The 18,265-nt window shown below is 65.6% G+C and carries 18 protein-coding genes; 12 read left to right on the top strand and 6 right to left on the bottom strand.

The window, feature by feature from the left end; genetic code table 11:
• Positions 1–9 precede the first annotated feature (9 nt).
• From zwf to AC56KW_RS21895, 3 genes are all read right to left on the bottom strand, one after another.
• Complete coding sequence (zwf, locus tag AC56KW_RS21905; RefSeq protein ID WP_497172766.1) at positions 10–1,479, bottom strand: glucose-6-phosphate dehydrogenase; 1,470 nt, start codon at positions 1,477–1,479, stop codon at positions 10–12.
• Between the two features lie 169 nt (positions 1,480–1,648).
• On the bottom strand, positions 1,649–1,978 hold the full coding sequence (locus AC56KW_RS21900) for a response regulator (RefSeq protein ID WP_497172765.1): 330 nt from the start codon (positions 1,976–1,978) through the stop codon (positions 1,649–1,651).
• 53 nt (positions 1,979–2,031) lie between these two features.
• Entirely contained in the window at positions 2,032–3,237 is a 1,206-nt protein-coding gene (locus tag AC56KW_RS21895) for a sensor histidine kinase (protein WP_497172764.1), read from the bottom strand.
• Between the two features lie 512 nt (positions 3,238–3,749).
• On the opposite strand from AC56KW_RS21895, the gene AC56KW_RS21890 reads away from it, so the two are divergent.
• From AC56KW_RS21890 to AC56KW_RS21870, 5 genes are all read left to right on the top strand, one after another.
• Positions 3,750–4,421 (top strand): hypothetical protein, encoded by a 672-nt coding sequence (locus AC56KW_RS21890; RefSeq protein WP_497172763.1) that lies wholly within the window; start codon positions 3,750–3,752, stop codon positions 4,419–4,421.
• Between the two features lie 73 nt (positions 4,422–4,494).
• The gene (locus tag AC56KW_RS21885) at positions 4,495–4,911 is read left to right on the top strand and encodes a hypothetical protein (RefSeq protein WP_497172762.1); all 417 of its coding nucleotides are present in this window, start codon (positions 4,495–4,497) and stop codon (positions 4,909–4,911) included.
• A gap of 99 nt (positions 4,912–5,010) precedes the next feature.
• The gene (locus AC56KW_RS21880) at positions 5,011–6,078 is read left to right on the top strand and encodes a catalase family peroxidase (RefSeq protein ID WP_497172761.1); all 1,068 of its coding nucleotides are present in this window, start codon (positions 5,011–5,013) and stop codon (positions 6,076–6,078) included.
• Positions 6,075–6,614: a cytochrome b gene (locus AC56KW_RS21875; protein WP_497172760.1), complete on the top strand. Its 540-nt coding sequence runs from the start codon at positions 6,075–6,077 to the stop codon at positions 6,612–6,614. The genes AC56KW_RS21880 and AC56KW_RS21875 overlap by 4 nt, the downstream gene beginning before the upstream one ends.
• Positions 6,611–7,597, top strand: coding sequence for a diguanylate cyclase domain-containing protein (locus AC56KW_RS21870; protein ID WP_497172759.1), 987 nt, complete (start codon positions 6,611–6,613; stop codon positions 7,595–7,597). The genes AC56KW_RS21875 and AC56KW_RS21870 overlap by 4 nt, the downstream gene beginning before the upstream one ends.
• A 33-nt stretch (positions 7,598–7,630) precedes the next feature.
• Here the strand turns inward: AC56KW_RS21870 and AC56KW_RS21865 are convergent, their stop codons facing one another.
• The gene (locus AC56KW_RS21865; RefSeq protein ID WP_497172758.1) at positions 7,631–8,527 is read right to left on the bottom strand and encodes an SMP-30/gluconolactonase/LRE family protein; all 897 of its coding nucleotides are present in this window, start codon (positions 8,525–8,527) and stop codon (positions 7,631–7,633) included.
• Between the two features lie 29 nt (positions 8,528–8,556).
• Positions 8,557–10,200, bottom strand: a complete 1,644-nt coding sequence (gene pgi, locus AC56KW_RS21860; RefSeq protein ID WP_497172757.1) for a glucose-6-phosphate isomerase — start codon at positions 10,198–10,200, stop codon at positions 8,557–8,559.
• A gap of 231 nt (positions 10,201–10,431) precedes the next feature.
• On the opposite strand from pgi, the gene edd reads away from it, so the two are divergent.
• The 3 genes from edd to AC56KW_RS21845 are packed head-to-tail and all read left to right on the top strand — an operon-like array spanning position 10,432 to position 13,582.
• A complete protein-coding gene (gene edd / locus AC56KW_RS21855; protein WP_497172756.1) occupies positions 10,432–12,351 on the top strand; it encodes a phosphogluconate dehydratase in 1,920 nt (639 codons plus the stop codon).
• A gap of 8 nt (positions 12,352–12,359) precedes the next feature.
• Positions 12,360–12,980: a bifunctional 4-hydroxy-2-oxoglutarate aldolase/2-dehydro-3-deoxy-phosphogluconate aldolase gene (eda, locus tag AC56KW_RS21850; RefSeq protein ID WP_497172755.1), complete on the top strand. Its 621-nt coding sequence runs from the start codon at positions 12,360–12,362 to the stop codon at positions 12,978–12,980.
• Positions 12,981–13,009: 29 nt separating this feature from the next.
• On the top strand, positions 13,010–13,582 hold the full coding sequence (locus AC56KW_RS21845; RefSeq protein WP_497172754.1) for a Rhs element Vgr protein: 573 nt from the start codon (positions 13,010–13,012) through the stop codon (positions 13,580–13,582).
• Positions 13,583–13,596: 14 nt separating this feature from the next.
• On the opposite strand, the gene AC56KW_RS21840 is transcribed toward AC56KW_RS21845, so the two are convergent.
• Positions 13,597–15,159, bottom strand: coding sequence for a methyl-accepting chemotaxis protein (locus AC56KW_RS21840; protein ID WP_497172753.1), 1,563 nt, complete (start codon positions 15,157–15,159; stop codon positions 13,597–13,599).
• Positions 15,160–15,615: 456 nt separating this feature from the next.
• Here AC56KW_RS21840 and AC56KW_RS21835 point away from each other — a divergent pair, with 456 nt between their 5' ends.
• Genes AC56KW_RS21835 through AC56KW_RS21820 form a run of 4 tightly spaced genes read left to right on the top strand, consistent with a single transcriptional unit; the run spans position 15,616 to position 18,254 of the window.
• A complete protein-coding gene (locus AC56KW_RS21835) occupies positions 15,616–16,239 on the top strand; it encodes a c-type cytochrome (RefSeq protein WP_497172780.1) in 624 nt (207 codons plus the stop codon).
• Positions 16,236–17,492, top strand: a complete 1,257-nt coding sequence (locus AC56KW_RS21830; RefSeq protein ID WP_497172752.1) for a c-type cytochrome — start codon at positions 16,236–16,238, stop codon at positions 17,490–17,492. Before AC56KW_RS21835 ends, AC56KW_RS21830 begins: the two co-directional genes overlap by 4 nt.
• A gap of 27 nt (positions 17,493–17,519) precedes the next feature.
• Positions 17,520–17,693: a hypothetical protein gene (locus tag AC56KW_RS21825; protein WP_497172751.1), complete on the top strand. Its 174-nt coding sequence runs from the start codon at positions 17,520–17,522 to the stop codon at positions 17,691–17,693.
• Positions 17,694–18,254: a cupredoxin domain-containing protein gene (locus AC56KW_RS21820; protein WP_497172750.1), complete on the top strand. Its 561-nt coding sequence runs from the start codon at positions 17,694–17,696 to the stop codon at positions 18,252–18,254.
• Positions 18,255–18,265 lie beyond the last annotated feature (11 nt).

Below are 18,265 nucleotides of genomic sequence, written 5' to 3'. Positions count from 1 at the left end.
AAGCGCCGGTTAGTCTTCGGGCAGCGCTTCTTCGCGCCATTGCAGGCCGTCGCGGCCGATGAGGGCGCTGGCCGAGGCCGGCCCCCAGGTGCCCGAGGTGTACGGCGCCGGCGAGCTGTCATCCTGCTCCCAGTGCTCCAGGATCGGCTCGACCCATTCCCATGCCGCTTCCAGTTCGTCGCCCCGCATGAACAGCGTCAGCTGGCCGCGCAGCACGTCGAGCAGCAGGCGTTCATAAGCTTCCATGCGCGGCGCCTTGAACTGCTCGCGGAAATCGAGTTCGAGCTCGGCCTGCTTCAGGCGCATCGAGTCGCCCGGTGTCTTGGCCATCAGGTTCATCGACAGGCCTTCGTCGGGCTGCAGGCGGATCACCAGGCTGTTGGGCTGGAAGCTCGACGTCGGCTGGTTGAAGATCGAATGCGGGATCGGCTTGAAGCGCACCACGATCTCGGCCAGGCGGTCGGCCATGCGCTTGCCGGTGCGCAGGTAGAACGGCACGCCGGCCCAGCGCCAGGTGTCGATCTCGGCTTTCATCGCCACGAAGGTCTCGGTGCGCGAGCTCTTGGGCGCCTCGGGTTCCTCGCGGTAGCCCGGCACTTGCTGGCCGTCGATATAGCCGGCGCGGTACTGGCCGCGGATGATGTTCTGCGACAGGGTGGTCGGGGTGAACCGTTTCAAGGACCTGAGCACCTGCAGCTTGGCGTCGCGCACGGCGTCCGGCGCGATCGAGGTGGGGGGTTCCATCGCCACGATGCACAGCAGTTGCAGCAGGTGGTTTTGCAGCATGTCGCGCAGCGCGCCGGAATTGTCGTAGTAACCCAGGCGGTTGCCGACGCCGATCTTTTCGGCGATCGTGATCTGCACGTCCGAAATCCATTCGCGGCGCCACAGCGGCTCGAACAGGATGTTCCCGAAGCGCAGCGCCAGCAGGTTCTGCACGGTTTCCTTGCCCAGGTAGTGGTCGATGCGGTAGATCTGCGATTCGGCGAAGACCTTGCCGACGTCGAGGTTGATCTGCTTGGCCGAGGCCAGGTCGCGGCCCAGGGGTTTTTCGAGCACCACGCGCGAGTTCGGCGTGGCGAGACCCGTCGCCGCCAGGTTGTCGCAGATCTTGGCGAACAGTTGCGGCGGCGTGGCGAGGTAATAGACGCGGGTCAGCGCCGCATCGTCGCGCAGGGCCTCGACCAGCGCCTTGTAGGTCGAGACGTCGGTGGCGTTCAGCGCCACGTAGGTGATGCGCTTCAGGAAGCGCGCCCAGCTCACTTCATCGGGGCCGTCCTTGATGTGCGGCTTCGAGTTCGTCTCGATCATGCGCAGGAATTCTTCCTGCGTGGCGTCGTCGCGGCCGACGCAGATGATGCGGCTGCTGTCGGGCAGGTCGTTGCAGACGTCGCGCGAGTACATCGCGGGCAGCAGCTTGCGCATCGCAAGGTCGCCGCTGCCGCCAAAGAAGACGAGGTCGAAATCGGAAAGAGCCATGGTGATAAAGTGAGCAGTAATCGGATTTTGTAAATTTACTACATATTATTTTACCGATCAAGAAAATATACTACGCGAGCGCGCCGGTTCATCATGCCATAGCCGCCGCTGGAAGGTCGCAAGGCACCCGGACCGCGGCAATGGCGCGCCGGCTGAAGGGTAGCCGGATCTAGTGGCGCAGGCGCTCGATCACATCGTCGATGCGGTACGGTTTGGGAATATAAGCATATCGCTCGCTGTGCAAGCCCAGCAGTTCGGGAGCCGTGTAGCCGGAGGTAAGCAGGATCCTGATGTGCGGGTAATGCGAGCGGATCGCGTCTGCCAGCTCCAGTCCGTTCATCCCGGGCATCATCACATCGGAGAACAGGGCATCGATGTACGGGTCCGCTGCAAGCATTTCCAGCGCTTCGGCTCCTCCATAGGCGATGCAGACCTCCAGCCCGTGATGGCTCAGCAGGGCCTGCGCCAGGTCGACGAGGTCGGGCTCATCGTCGACCACGAGTACCTTGCGCGGCAGCGCGCCTGGCCGGTCGCCCCTTGCCGCAGCGGCCCCTAGCACACGGATCTTTCGCCAGCCCTGTCACGACCGGTCGTGGCCGAGGAAAATCCCGGGGGAAGGCGGGGAATGGTGACCGTAAACGTGGTCCCTTCGCGCGCATTGGACGTGACGTCGATGCGGCCGGCGTGCGCCTGGACGATCTCGCGGGAGATGAACAGGCCGATGCCAAGACTGGTACGCTCACCGGCGCCGGCATCGGCGCCGGCTTCCGCGTTGGCGGCGATGCGCACCATGGGATCGAACACGCGTGCCAGTTTGTCGGCCTCGATCGGGGCGCCGTGATTGTTCACCGTGATGACGACATCGTCGTCGCTGCGCTTCAATTCAATGGTAATGGGCATCTCGGCATCGCCATACTGGATCGCGTTCCCGGCCAGGTTGGACAGCATTTGCGCGATCCGCGCGCCATCGAAGATCGCCTCGATGGGGCCCGGGGCACGGAAGTCGATCTGCATTTCGGGCTGCGACGTGCGCAACTCGTTGGCGACTTCTTCGCAAATCTTGACCAGGTCGCCTTGCCGCACATGAATCGGGATTCCCGGCCCCAGGTGCGTACGCGTGAAGTCGATCAGGTCACTGATCAACTTGCTCATGCGGGTGGCGCTGTTGTACATGCGGGTTGCTGCCAAGATGTATTTGGGCGGAATATCGGTCGCGGCCATGATGAACTGCGATCCGGTGACGACCGTGCTCAGGGGATTGCGCAAGTCGTGCCCGAGGATGGCCAGGAACATGTTTTGTGACCGCTTCACCATCGCCTCATAGCGCGCGACCGACTCCGCCAGCGCCTGGTCGATCGCCTCGTTGAACCTCGTGATATCGGCGACATCGGTCGCATGTTCCTTTCGGTCGTCGACGATCCATAAGGTCAGGACGCTCGAGCGCAGCGCGCGGTACTCGGAAACCAGCTGCACCACGGTATAGCCAGACAGGAGGCGCGCCTCGGCATGCGTCTCGGCGGGCGTATCCGCACGTTCGCGCCGGCCCAGGCCCTGCGACTTGGCCGTGCGTTCCTCGTCTGTCTGTGTCGTGGCCAGATCGTCCGCGATTGTCAGCAGCATTTGACGGGCATGGTCGCGAAGCTCGACGTCATCCATGGTCAGGGCCGGGGGCTCGATGGTGCGGGCGAAGTCTTCCCATGTCTGCAAAACGCATTCCATATTACTGCGAATGAATTCGCTGAGCCGATGTTGGGTCATTTTTGTCCTCGATTATCGTTTTCGCGAAAATCGCGAACATCGGTCGATTCATCATAACAGTCTTTGGCTATCTGACCTGTGAATCCGGTTCATTTTATCGGGAATGGCGAAAATATATGGAATTATCAGTATCGATATTAATATAAGTATCTGTTTTTAAACATTTTTATATTAACACAGCCTGATCGGCCGGGTTTCGTGGCCATTCGGCTCGCGTGAAATACAGGAAAATATTTCAGTTTCCAGGTAAGCGTTATATCGCGCAGGAATGCTGAAAATACCGCCCGTATTTGCAGCATCGAGATCCAGTTTTTTTCAGGAAAATCCTTCTTCGCGCCGGCAAGACCATTGGCTGACGTGAAAGCGACACATGGCGCATTCGCCATGCGTCATGAACGACACCTCGCCGGATTCGGCCTTAGTTTTCTGCAAGTAAAGAGGTGGCCACGAGGTGGCACAGGAGGGGACGATGCGGACCTGGACGCAAGCACCGGCTCGCGGTGCGGGCGGCAATGCACCTCGGGCGCCCCCGCCGGCATCTCGACGGCGTGAACCTATCGGCGCGCGGGGCCGGCGGCGCGGCCAGCCACCTGGCCGCCTTCGGCGCCGACTTCGAGCGCATGACGGCGACCGTCGACCAGTTGGCGGCGGCGATGCAGTCGCTTGACGGCGTCAACCAGCAGATCAATGCGAAGGTGGACGAGGCGGCGCAGAACGCGTCGAGCGCCAGGGCCACGATGCAGGATGCTTCGCGCCGCGTGGACGAGGTGCGCGTGGACCGAGGAACTGCAGGGCGTGCTGGCGGGCTTTCGCACCGGCGGTACCGCCTTCGACGCGCTGGTGGACCTCACCACCGCCCTGCGCGATGCGGTGAGGCCCGCCTGGCTGCCCGGCGCGGCCAAGCGCGCGCGGTCGACGACCGCGGTGCCGCGCCGACCCATAACACCAGGTGCTTGCGCCCACCGATGGGGCAGCGCGAGCATGATCTGGTGTATTGTCGTAACCAGCGGACCTTCGACGGTCCGGTGGGAATCAGGCTGGCCAGGAACCGCGGGCCGTTCCTGCTGCAGACCTATCTGCGCGATACGGACGAGGCGATCAACGACCTGTCGATGCCGATCGTGTTCGAGGGGAAGCATTGGGGCGCGACGAGGGGCGGGTACGACTACCCGAGGATGATATGAAGCAAGAATCGCAGTTTTCTTCGGCAGGAGGCATCCGGTGCGACCCAGCGGAACGTTGATATTGACTGCGGCAATGCTGTCAGCAAGTGGCTTCGCCTGCGCCTGCCAGGGACCGTTCCCGCTGGTGGCCGTGCACTACCGCGTGCATGAACAGGTGCCCGAGCGCGTGGAGGCGATGATCACCAATCCGCTGGAGCGGCGGCTCGCGCGCATGCCCCGCCTCGCCGGAATGAACTCGATGACAGGCCACGGTACAGCCACTTTCGAACTGCGTTTCGACGGTGGGGCGACCGACCACGATCTGGCAATGGTATGGCGCAGAGTCGGTGAACTGCAGTTGGACGCTGCAATCGGCGTACTATCCACGAAGGTATTTCTTACCTCGTCATGCTCGCCAACGTGGCCGTGGACCGAGACCGGGCCGCCTGGTGCGCAACAAGGCCGGCATGAGGCTGCACCCGACGGGCGGCATGGCCGCACCGGCGGCTGAGATCCGCCCACGCGAAACATGGTATTGCTGTCAATCATGCGACAATGCGCGGGCCTTGCCTAAAGCGCAAGTACCCGCCTTTAACGAAAGTAGCCTTCCATGCCCACACCCGACCCGCGCCGCGGATCTCCTCTATTTTTGCTGCCGATCGCCTTGGTCGTGGCGGCGCTGGCCCTGTTGTTCGCATGGATCGGCGGCTGGTTCGGCACCAGGGGCCTTACGCCGCAAGCGATGATCGCTACCGCCGAATCGTCCGGCTCGCCCCAGCCGGGTTTCCGCCGCGCCCACAGCAAGGGCATCTGCATCGTCGGCACCTTCGCACCGACGCCCGCAGCGGCCGGACTGTCGACGGCGCGCGTGTTCTCGCAGGCGTCGACGCCGGTGCTGGGCCGCTTCTCCAATCCCGGCAACGATCCGCACGCACCGGACAACAAGGCGGCGGTGCGCGGCATGGCCCTGCAACTGAAAACCGACGACGGGCAAGAGTGGCGCATGGCGATGAACAGTTTCCCGTTCTTCGCCTCGTCGACACCGGAAGGCTTCCAGGCGATGAACGTCGCGCGCCTGCCAGACCCGGCAACCGGCAAGCCCGATCCGGCAAAGATGAAGGCGGTCCTGGCGCAGCATCCCGAGATCGCCGCATTCATGGCATGGTCGAAAAGCGCCCCGACGCCCGACAGCCTGGCCAACACGCGCTTCAACGGCGTCAACGCGTTCCGCCTGGTCGATGAACAGGGCAGGGAACGCGCCGTGCGCTGGTCGATGCGGCCGCACACGCCCTTCGTGGCTGCCGATCCCGAACGGCTCAAGGTGGCCGGCCGCGATTTCCTGGCCCAGGATCTCGACCGCCGCCTGGCCGCGGGTCCGCTGCGATGGGACATGGTGATGCAGTTTGCCGCGCCCGGCGACCCGATCGAAGATCCGTCGAAGGCCTGGCCGGAGACCCGGCCCGAGACCAAGGTCGGCACGCTGACGCTGGTGCGCGCCGAGCCGCAAGCCGGCGGACCCTGCTTCGACCTGAACTTCGATCCGCTTATTTTACCGACGGGGATCGCGGCCACCGACGATCCGGTCCTGCATGCGCGCTCGGCCGTCTATTCGGTATCGTTCAACCGCCGCGAACGTGAAATCAGCCAGGGCCAGGCCCGGATCGGGGGCGCGCAATGAACCGTTCACGTCACTTCAACCTGCTGGCCCGCGTGCTGCACTGGTCGATGGCCGTCGCGATCCTCGCGATGCTGTTCGTCGGCGCCGCCATGGTGGTGTCGCTGCGCTACCGCGAGCCGCTGCTCGACCTGCACCGGCCGCTCGGGCTGGCGATCCTGCTGCTGGCGATCGTGCGCCTGGCTAACCGCCTGCGCCATCCGCCGCCGCCGCTGCCGGCCGACCTGCCGCGCATCCAGGCCCGGGCCGCGACCGCGTCGCACTGGCTGCTGTATGCGCTGATGTTCGCGCTGCCCGTCATCGGCTGGGCCATGCTGTCGGCCGGCGCCTATCCGGTGGCGTTGTTCGGCGGCGTCCACCTGCCACCGATCCTGCCGCACAGCCCGGCGATGTATGGCTTCCTGCGGCCGCTGCACGGCGTGCTGGCCTATGTGCTGTTCTTTACCATCCTGGTCCACCTGGGCGCGGCGCTGTTCCATGCATGGGTGCGGCGTGACGGGGTGTTCGAGCAGATGGCAAAGGGCGAGCAAGCCGGATGAGTACCCTGCCGGCAGGCTTGCTACCGCTGTCGCTGGCGCGAGAAGCTGGCGAGCCTGTCGCTTGCGACGATCCTGGCGTCTACCGCACCTTGCTGGAGTCGACCCGGGCCATTCCCTGGCGCATCGACTGGGCGACGATGCGCTTCACCTATATCGGTCCCCAGATCGAGCAACTGCTGGGCTGGACGCCGTCGAGCTGGCTGTCGGTGGATGACTGGGCCGACCGCATTCACGAAGAAGACCGCCAGAAGACGGTGGATTTCTGCGTTGCGCAGTCGCAGCGCGGCGTGGACCACGAGGCCGACTATCGCGCGTTGACGCGCGATGGCGACCATGTCTGGATTCGCGATGTCGTGCATGTGGTGCGAAAACCCGACGGCAGCGTCGATGCACTGCTTGGCTTCATGTTCGACATCACGGCGCGCAAGCAGGCCGAGGACAAGATCCTGCAACTGCAGCATGAGCTCGAAGTGCTGTCGTACCGCGACAGCCTGACCGGCGTCGCCAACCGGCGCATGTTCGATGCGGTGTATGCGCTCGAGTGGGCCAGGGCGCAGGCCCTTGGCGAGCCGCTGTCGCTGGTGATGATCGATATCGATTACTTCAAGCAGTACAACGACCATTACGGCCATCTGCAGGGCGACGAGTGCCTGCGGCGCGTGGCGCAGGCACTCGACGCCGGGGCGGCGCAGCCGGGCAACCTGTGCGCGCGGTTCGGAGGCGAGGAGTTTGTCTTGCTGCTGCCCGGCGCCGGGCATGCAGCGGCCAGCAGCCTGGCCGAGCGCTGCCGCAAACTGCTGAGGCAAGAAGAGATCCCGCATGTGAGCTCGGGCGCCGGCCGCCTGGTTACCGTGAGCATGGGCATCGGCACCATCGTGCCTGGCGCCGGGGACCTGCCCCGGGTCTTCCTGGACCGCGTCGATCGCCGCCTGTACCAGGCCAAGTCCGCGGGGCGCGACCGGCTGTGCGACGCCGAGCCGTGAGCATCCTGCCCGGGCGGGCAGGATGCTCACGGGTCAGATCCGGTACTCGGGCTCTTCGCGGCCCGCCACATCCATCTTCAGGCTCAGTATCTTGCCGCTGAGTGGATACTGTTCCAGTTCCTCTTTCGACCGGCCATGGCTGGCGCTGGTGATGTACAGCGTACGCAGGTCCGGCCCGCCGAACGCCACCGACGTCGGGCATTTGACCGGCAGCTTGATCTCGCGAACGATCTCGCCATCCGGCGCGATGCGCAGGACGCGCGCGCCCTCGAACATCGCCACCCAGTACATGCCTTCCGAATCGATCGTCGCGCCATCCGGCCGGCCACCGTAATTTGCGGCCGACTTATCGCTAGGGAAGGTCACGATGGTCCGGCGATTGCTGTGCTCACCAGTCGCCGGGTCGAAGTCGTAGCAGTCGACGCGGTGCGTGGTGGTGTCGGCGTGATACATCGTGCGGCCGTCCAGGCTCCAGGCCAGGCCGTTCGAGTTGGTCATGCCGCCGCTCCAGGCGCGGCGCAGCTGGTCCTTGTCGAGCACGTACATCTCGGCGGCCGGCTGGTCGCGCGGTTCGTACATGGTGCCGATCCAGAAGCGGCCCGCCGGGTCGACCCGGCCGTCGTTGAAGCGCACCTTCGACGGGTCATAGGGCGCATCCGCGATCGGCTTTTCCGAGCCGTCGGTCGTGTTCAGGCGCAGCAGGCCGTCGCGGGTCGCCACGGTCAGGCAGTTGTTGTCGTCGATTGCCAGCGCCGACGGGTTCGAGCCCATTTTCCACGAGGTGAACTTGCCGCTCGCCGCGTGCAGGCGGTTGACGGTCAAGCCTTCGATGTCGACCCAGTACAGCGCCGATTCGACCTCGTGCCAGATCGCGGATTCGCCGACCAGCATCGGCGCATCGTGTACTACTTCAAATTTTTCCGTTGCCATTATTCAAACGAGTCAGGTAGTGGAAGGTGTCAGAAAGCGGCCTTGGCGCGGGCGATCAGGCCGTTCGTGGAACTGTCGTGTTGACCCGGCGCGGGTGCGCCCGCCAGTTCCGCTTCGATCTTCTTCGCCAGCACTTTACCTAACTCAACGCCCCACTGGTCGAAGCTGTTGACATCCCAGATCACACCCTGCACGAAGGTCTTGTGCTCGTACAGCGCGATCAGGGCGCCCAGGGTCGACGGGGTCAGGCGCTCCATCAGGATGGTGTTGCTCGGACGATTGCCCGGGAAGGTCTTGTGGGGCGTGAGGCGTTCCACTTCCTCGGCCGACAAACCCTGGGCCTGCAGGTCGGCGCGTACTTCGTCGGCCGTCTTGCCCTTCATGAAGGCTTCGGACTGGGCGAAGCAGTTCGCCAGCAGGGCGGTGTGGTGGTGGTCCATCTCGTGCGCCGGGCGCAGGGCGGCGATGAAGTCCATCGGCGTCACGTCGGTGCCCTGGTGCAGCAGCTGGAAGTAGGCGTGCTGGCCGTTGGTGCCGCACTCGCCCCAGATCGCCGGGCAGGTGGGAGTGTCGACCGCTTCGCCGTCGCGCGTCACGCGCTTGCCGTTGCTCTCCATGTCGAGCTGCTGCAGGTAGGCCGGGAAGCGGTTCAGGTCCTGGTGATAGGGCGCGATCGAGACCGAGGCGCAGTCCAGGAACTGGCGGTTCCAGAACCCGATCAGGGCGAGCAGGGCCGGCAGGTTCTGCTCCAGCGGCGCGGTGCGGAAGTGCTCGTCGAGCTCGTGGGCGCCGGCCAGGAAGTCCTTGAAGTAGCCGAAGCCCACGGCCAGCGCGACCGGCAGGCCGATCGCCGACCATACCGAATAACGGCCGCCGACCCAGTCCCAGAACGGGAACATATTGGCCGGATCGATGCCGAAGGTCTTGATGGCCTCGGTGTTGGTCGAGACGGCGACGAAGTGCCTGGCCAGCGCGTCCTCGGGCGCGCTCTGCAGGAACCAGGCGCGCGCGGTCTGCGCGTTCATCATGGTCTCGGCCGTGGTGAACGTCTTCGAGGCGACGATGAACAGCGTGGTCTCGGGATCGACCTGGGCCAGCGCGGCGTCCATGTCGTGGCCGTCGACGTTCGACACGAAGTGCATCTTGAGGCGAGGGTGGGCATAGTGGCGCAGGGCCAGCACGACCATCTTGGGACCGAGGTCCGAGCCGCCGATGCCGATATTGACGACATCAAGGATCGGCTTGCCCGTATGGCCCAGCCATTCGCCGCTGCGCACGGCGTCGGTGAAGGTTCTTACACGGTCGAGCACGGCGTGCACGTCGGCGTTGACGTCCTGGCCCTCCACCGTCAATTGCGCGCCGCGCGGGGCGCGCAGTGCAGTGTGCAGCACTGCGCGGTTCTCGGTGTTGTTGATCTTTTCGCCGGCAAACATGGCATCGCGGCGCGCCTCGAGGCCGCGCTCGCGCGCCACCTGGACGAGCAGTTCAAGCGTGCGCCCGTCGAGGCGATTTTTTGAATAGTCTAGGAACAGGCCTGCGGCCTCGTCGGAGTAACGCTCGAAACGGTCCGGATCGGCGGCGAACAGGTCGCGCATCTGCCAGGTCTTGGCGGTATCGGCGTGTTGGGCGAGGGCTTGGAAGCTGGCGGTACTGGTCAAAGGAGGCTGGCGCATGGGGTCCGGGTGCGTGGCACAATGTTGTCAATAGCAGATTATCGAATAATACAGGGAACTTCGCGTAAATTCACTACAAAATGTGTCGAGCGCGCCCCCTTTCACCTGTGCACCGCACACTCCCCGGCGTCCCGAGGCCACCCATTCCATAGAGAGAAAATGCTGGCGGAATACGCGGATCAGGGCAATCTGTAGTAAAATTTCAGATACTAAATTCAGGAAGGAACGAACATGGCGCTCCACCCCGTAGTCGAACAGGTTACCCAACGCATCATCCAGCGCAGCAGGCCGTCGCGCGCGGCCTATCTTGCCCATCTCGAAGCCGCGCGGATCCAGGGCGTGCAGCGCGGTGCCTTGTCGTGCACCAATCTCGCCCACGGTTTCGCCGCTTTCCCCGCCAACGACAAGCTCAAGCTGCGCGAATACAAGCAGCCGTCGGTGGCCATCGTTTCGTCGTACAACGACATGCTGTCGGCGCACCAGCCGTTCGAAACCTTCCCGAAAGTCATCAAGGACGCCGTGCGCGAGATCGGCGCCGTGGCCCAGTTCGCCGGCGGCGTGCCGGCCATGTGCGATGGCGTGACCCAGGGCCAGCCGGGCATGGAACTGTCGCTGTTCTCGCGCGACACCATCGCCATGGCGACCGCGGTGGCGCTGTCGCACAATATGTTCGACGCCGCGCTATACCTGGGCATCTGCGACAAGATCGTGCCGGGCCTGCTCATCGGCGCGCTGCACTTCGGTCACATCCCGGGCATCTTCGTACCGGGCGGCCCGATGACCACCGGTATCTCCAATAAAGAAAAGGCCGCGATCCGCCAGCGCTACGCCAAGGGCGAAGCCACCCGCGAAGAGCTGCTCGAGGGCGAGTCGGCCTCTTACCACGGCGCCGGCACCTGTACCTTCTACGGCACCGCCAACAGCAACCAGATGCTGATGGAGATGATGGGCCTGCACATGCCGGGTTCCGCCTTCATCACCCCCGGCACGCCGCTGCGCGACGCGCTGACCCGCGCGGCGTCGCAGCAAGCGGTGGCGATTTCGCAGCAGGGCAGCACCTATATGCCGATCGGGCGCATCGTCGACGAAAAGAGCATCGTCAACGCCATCGTCGCGCTGCACGCGACCGGCGGCTCGACCAACCACACGCTGCACCTGATCGCCATCGCGCGCGCGGCCGGCATCGTGATCGACTGGAACGACTTCGACGAACTGTCGAAAGTCGTGCCGTCGCTGACGCGCATCTACCCGAACGGCGAAGCCGACGTGAACCACTTCCAGGCCGCCGGCGGCCCGGGCTTCGTGATCCGCGAACTGCTCGACGCGGGCCTGGCGCACGAAGACGTCAACACCATCCTCGGCCACGGCCTGCGCGCCCACTGCAAGGAGCCGTTCCTGGGCGAAGACGGCAAGGTCGTGTTCAGGGACGCGCCGGCGCACAGCGGCGACGAAGCCGTGCTGCGCCCGGCCAGCAACCCGTTTACCAGCAATGGCGGCATGGTGCTGGTGCAGGGCAACCTGGGCCGCGCCGTGATGAAGATCTCGGCGGTCAAGGCCGACTACCACGTGATCGAGGCGCCGGCACTGACCTTCGATTCGCAAGAAGATTTCATGGCGTCCTACAAGGACGGCAAGCTCAATCGCGACTTCGTGGCCGTGATCCGCTTCCAGGGTCCGCGCGCCAACGGCATGCCGGAACTGCACGCGCTGACCCCGGCGCTGGCCAACCTGCAGGACGCCGGCTTCAAGGTCGCGATGGTCACCGACGGCCGCATGTCGGGCGCGTCCGGCAAGGTGCCGGCGGCGATCCATGTGTCCCCCGAGATCCTGGCCGGCGGCCCGCTGGGCCTGGTGCGCGACGGCGACATCATCCGCGTCGACGCCACCACGGGCGCGCTCGATGCGCTGGTGCCGGCCGAGGTGTGGGCCGCGCGCAGCATGGCCACCGCCGACTTGAGCAAGAGCCATATCGGCATGGGACGCGAGCTGTTCAGCGTGTTCCGCGCCGCGATCAGCGAAGCCGAACATGGCGCGGCGACGTTCCCGCTGCCGTCGCCGATCCCCACCACCGTGCCGCTGCACGAAGGTATCGATGCCGGCGAAATCATGCCCGGCTCCGACGAAGACCATCTTTTCAGGACCCAAAAGTGAGCCAACCAATGACCCTACTTGAGATCATGCGCTCGGCGAGCGTCATCCCCGTCATCGCCATCGACGACCCAGACCACGCCGTGCCCCTGGCGAAAGCCCTGGTGGCCGGCGGCATCCGCGTACTCGAAGTGACGCTGCGCACCGAACACGGTCTTGGCGCGATCCGCGCCATGAGCCAGGTCGAAGGCGCCATCGTCGGCGTCGGCACCCTGACCCAGCGCGAGGAATTCGCCGCCGCGCGCGACGCCGGCGCCGTGTTCGGCGTCTCGCCGGGCCTGACGCCAGCGCTGATCGCCGCCGCCAAGTCGAGCGGCCTGGCCCTGCTGCCGGGCGTGATGACGCCGTCCGAAGTGATGGCGGCGCGCGAGGCCGGCTTCAGGCAACTGAAGCTGTTCCCGGCGGTGCCGGCGGGTGGCGTAGGCATGCTCAACGCGATTGCCGGCCCGCTGCCGGACGTGACGTTCTGCCCGACCGGAGGTGTCTCGATCGATAACGCGCCATCCTTCCTGGCCTGCAAGAACGTGGCCTGCGTGGGTGGTTCGTGGCTGACCCCGAAGGATGCGATCCAGGCCGGCGACTGGGCTCGCATCACCGAGCTGGCCAGGGCCGCCGCCGCGCTGCGCGCCTGAGCATCGGACCCGGGCATCGCAGGAATGACATGATGAAGCTGCGCGTGCGTCCTCGTTCTCGCTCAATGAGCGAGGGCGAGACCGCGATGGCGTCGCTGCTGTTTGGCGACGCCATCGACTACCGCCGGGTACGCGTGTACAACCGGCGCTACATGCCGTTCCAGCCGCGTAACTGCGCGATGACCCCGAACGGCAGCATGTATTTTCATCCGTCCTGCTTCCTGCCCGACTATTCGCGCGGCGATCCGCCCGCGATCCACTGGTTCATGCACGAGATGGTGCACGTCTGGCAGCACCAGCTGGGCTATCCGGTGCGGCTGCGCGGGGCTTTGCGCATCGGCCTGTCGTACGGCTACACCCTGTACGACGACGCGACCCTGGCCGACTACAATATGGAAGCCCAGGGCGACCTGCTGGCCGATTATTTCGTCCTCAAGTTCCTGCGCAAACCGGGCGCCATGCGCCAGCAGCGCTACCGCGACAGCCTGGCCCTGTTCGAGCAGGTGCTGGCGTCGTTCCTGCGCGACCCGGGCGACCGCGCCAACCTGCACCGCGGGCCGGCGCGCTGGCTGGCGTGCGCGCTGGCCGGAGCGGCGGCCTGAGGCCGGGCCCGGGTTCAGGCGGCGAAGGTCTCGGCTTCGGCCAGCTGCACCCGGGCCGGACGCGAGTGCGCCGTCGCGTGCACGACAACATCGCGGCTGCCAATGTTGAAGACGCTCACCAGCCGCGCCAGCGCGGCCGCCTGCTCCTGCAGTGAGGTCGCCGCCGCCGCCGCTTCTTCCACGAGCGCCGCATTCTGCTGGGTCACGCCATCCATCTGGGTGATGGCTTCGTTGACCTGCTCGATGCCGACGGTCTGTTCGGCGCTGGCCGAGGCGATCTCGGACATGATGTCGGTCACGCGCGTGATGCCCTGCACGATTTCCTGCATGGTCGCGCCGGCATCGTCGACCAGGCGTCCGCCGGCGCCGACCTTGGCCACCGAGTCGGCGATCAGGGCGCGGATCTCTTTCGCCGCGCCGGCCGAGCGTTGCGCCAGGTTGCGCACCTCGCTGGCCACCACCGCGAAGCCGCGGCCCTGCTCGCCCGCGCGCGCCGCTTCCACCGCCGCGTTCAGCGCCAGGATATTGGTCTGGAAAGCGATGCCGTCGATGACCGCGATGATGTCGCCGATCTTCCTTGACGATTCATTGATCGAGGCCATGGTCGTGACCACCTGCGACACGACTTCGCCGCCATGCGAGGCGATCTGCGAAGCGTTCCTGGCCAGCACATTGGCCTGGCGCGCGTTGTCGGCGTTCTGGCGCACGGTGCTCGTCAGTTCTTCCATCGACGACGCGGTTTCTTCCAGCGACCCGGCCTGCTGCTCGGTGCGCGAGGACAGGTCGAGATTGCCCGCTGCGATCTGCTGCGAGGCCGTGACGATGGTCTCGGTCCCGGCGCGCACCTCGGTGACGGTCTTGCGCAGGTTCTCGGTCATGGTCTTGAGCGCGGCCATCAGCGCCCCGAGCTCATCGCGCGAGTCGACGCGGATGTCGGCCGTCAGGTCGCCCGCCGCGACCTGCTGGGCGACGTCGACGGCGCGCGCAAGAGGGCGCGTGATGCTGCGCGCGAGCAGCCATCCGAACAGGGCCGCGCCGGCGAAGGCGAACAGGCCCAGGGCGCCCAGGATCCACTTGCCGGATTCCTGCAGCGTATCGATACCGGCATTGGCCTCGTCGAACAGCTTGGCCTGGTAGGCGACCAGCTCCTCGACCGACTGGGTATAGGACCGCATCTGGGGGGCCACCTTGTCCTTGAAATGCTGCTGGACGTCCGGATGGTCGCCACCGAATCGGGCCTTGAGCGCGAAGCCCTGCTCGCTCAGCCCCGACCAGGCCGCGCGGTGCTGGCCCGCCGCAAGCAGCAACTGCCGGCCGTGCTCGCTGTCGAGCACGGCTTCGAGTTCCTTCTGCACCTGGGCGATCTTGAGATCGGCGCCCCGTATCCGCTCGTCGTAATAGGCGTCGTCGGCCGCGACGACGCTCCTGAGCTTGGCGACGATGCGCACACTGTTCGTCGAGATACCTTCGAGCCATTGCCTGGCCAATGTCGTCTGATGGCTGGCATCGGCCATGACCGCCTTGGCCGTGGCGATGCGGTCGAGCTGCCATAACATGCAGAACAGCATGATTGCCATGAGAGCGATGACTGCTGCAAAGGCGCAGGCCAGACGGGTGCCTACTTTGAAGTCGTAGTATTTCATAGGGTCCAGGTCGGAGAAGAAGGGCAATTCATTTTGCTGAATATTAATTCTAGAACTTAGAGTAAAGAATAACTGCGGTTGCTGTCGCTTTGGGCCTTTATCATGGCGATTTCACGCTTTCTGTTGCCTAGTTGTAACAAAATGATGGCGGAAAATCATGATTTGCCGCGCCACCGCCTGGTGACCGCCCGCAATGCGCGAGGCTATGACTTTTGGGCGGAGCGTGGATCGGACAACTGTTTTATCCTCAACAACAAATACCAGACGTTCGCCGGGAGGGTTCGGTTGAAACCGCTCAATTGCGTTCTCGCATGCCTGCTTGCCTGGGCCTGGCTGCCGCTGACGGTATTGGCCCAGGGGCAGCCCGCCCCGCCACGCGTGCCCGACACCATGGAAGCACGCGTTGCCGCCTGTACCGGCTGCCACGGGGTGGCCGGCCGCGGGGTGGAAAACGTCTATTTCCCGCGCCTTGCAGGCAAACCGTCCGGCTACCTGTACAACCAGCTGGTGGCCTTTCGTGACGGGCGCCGCAAGTATGTGCCGATGAACTACCTGCTGGCCTACCTGCCGGACGCCTACCTGCGCCAGATGGCCGACTGGTTCGCGGCCCAGAACCCGCCGCCGCTGGCGGTTGCCGGAGCGCCGCCCGCCGCCTCGCTGGTGGTGGAGGGGCACCACATCGCCACCGCGGGCGTGCCTGGACGCCGCATTCCCGCCTGTACCACCTGCCACGGGGGCGACCTGGCCGGACGCGAGCCAGGCATCCCGGGCCTGCTCGGCCTGCGCGCCGACTACGTCAGCGCTCAGCTGGGCGCCTGGCGCTTCGGCGTGCGCACCGCCCTGGCCCCGGACTGCATGCAGGTGATCTCGTCCAGCCTGACCGAGCCCGAAGTGGCCGCCGTCTCCGCCTACCTGGCCTCGCTCCCGGTGAGCAAGGCGCGGCCGGCCAAGGCGGGAGCGGCCCAGCTGCCGCTGGCCTGCGGCAGCCAGGCGCATACCGAAGGCCGACCATGAAGCGCCGGACTGCCTTGACGTGCGCTGCGCTCATGCTGGCGTTAGCGGCCAGCGCGGCGCAGAAACCGCCGGCCAGGGAGCGCCAGCAGGCGCTGGTCGAACGCGGCAAATACCTGGCGCAGGCGGGCGACTGCATCGCCTGCCATACGGTCCCGGCCGGGAAGATCTTCGCCGGCAACCGCGCCATGCCGACCCCGTTCGGCACGCTGTACGCGCCGAACATCACGCCCGACGTCAAGACCGGCATCGGCAGCTGGAGCGCCGACGATTTCTTCAAGATGATGCGCACCGGCCGCGCCAGGAACGGCGAGCTGCTGTATCCGGCGATGCCGTTCGCCAGCTACACCAAGGTCACGCGCGCCGACTCGGACGCGATCTACGCCTACCTGCGCTCGGTGCCGGCGGTGCGCCAGGCCTCGCGCAGGCACGAGCTGCGCTTCCCCTACAACAACCGCTCGCTGCTGATCGGTTGGCGCACGCTGTACTTCAAGGAAGGCGAGTACGAAAACGACAAGACCAAATCAAGCGAGTGGAACCGCGGCGCCTACCTGGTGCAGGGGCTGGGCCACTGCGCGATGTGCCACACGCCGATCAATGCGCTGGGCGGTTCCTCGCAGGCGCGCGAATTCCAGGGCGGCCTGATCCCGATGCAGAACTGGTATGCACCGTCGCTCACCTCGAACAAGGAGGCGGGCCTGGGCACCTGGGAGATCCAGGACATCGTCGACCTGCTGCAAAAGGGCGTGTCCCAGCGCGGCACCGTGTATGGCCCGATGGCCGAGGTGACCTATAACAGCCTGCAGCACATGAGCGACGCCGACGTGCGTGCGATGGCGGTCTACCTCAAAAGCCTGCCCGCCGACCGGCCGGTCAACGCCGATCCGTCCCAGGCACCGGCGCGCGCCAATATCGGCCAGATGCATGCCCAGGGCAAGCGCGTGTACGACGCGCAGTGCGCGAGTTGCCATGGCGGCGATGGACGCGGCATGCCGCCGCACTATCCGCCACTGAAGGACAACCAGTCGATCACGATGACGTCGAGCGTCAATCCGATCCGCATGGTGCTCAACGGCGGATATCCGCCGGGCACCAGGCGCAATCCGATGCCATACGGGATGCCGCCATTCGCGTACGCGATGTCGGACGGCGACGTGGCGGCGGTGGTCACCTATATCCGCACCGCCTGGGGCAACCGCGGCGCGCCGGTCACGGCGGGCGAGGTGAGCGCGCTGCGCGCCGCGACGGTCGAGTAGCGGTTCATATCACGACATGGGGGAAGCATGATCGAGGAAGCGCCAGAAGACGATGCCAGCGCCGACCAGCGGCGCGTGGAAGCGGTCGTCGCCAGGGGGCCGGGCGGGGCCTTCGCCGTGGCCGGCCTGGCGGTGGCGGTCGTGCTGGCCATGTGGCTGGCCTTCTACCTGCTGGTCTATGTGGCGCGCGGAGGAACGTAGATGGCGCATGCTCCCCACCCGGTCGATCCGGACGCCGTCGCCCATGCCGCCGAGGCGCGCTGGGCCTGGCTGGTCGGCGCCATCATCGCGTTCCTGCTCGGGATGCTGGTCTGGATGAGCGTGCACTGGGCGGCGATGCCGCCGGTGCGCACCGAGACCATCGACCCCGGCACCCTGCACCTGTCGGGCGAATTCGTCGAGGCCAACCTGGGCTCCACGCTCGAGCCCGATGGCAGCGTCACGCTGCGGGTGCTGGCCAACCAGTATTCGTTCACCCCGACCTGCCTGCTGGTGCCGAGCGGCACCCCGGTCCATATCCGCGGCACGGCGGCCGATGTGGTGCACGGCTTCTCGATCGCCGCCGGCAACGTCAACGTGATGCTGGTGCCCGGCTATATCTCGAATTTTCGCGCGCGTTTCGAGGAAACCGGCGAGCACGTGATGCCCTGCCACGAGTACTGCGGCGTCGGCCATGCGGCCATGTGGGCCAGGGTGAAGATCATCGACAAGGAAGCATTCGCGCGCCAGGCCGCCGGCGGCAGGAGGGTCAGCTGTGCATAGCGTCGATTCCA

Source organism: Telluria sp. RT2P19, from assembly GCF_059685725.1.
The sequence above is the reverse complement of the archived record's forward strand: the minus strand, read 5'-3'. Positions and strand labels throughout refer to the sequence as shown.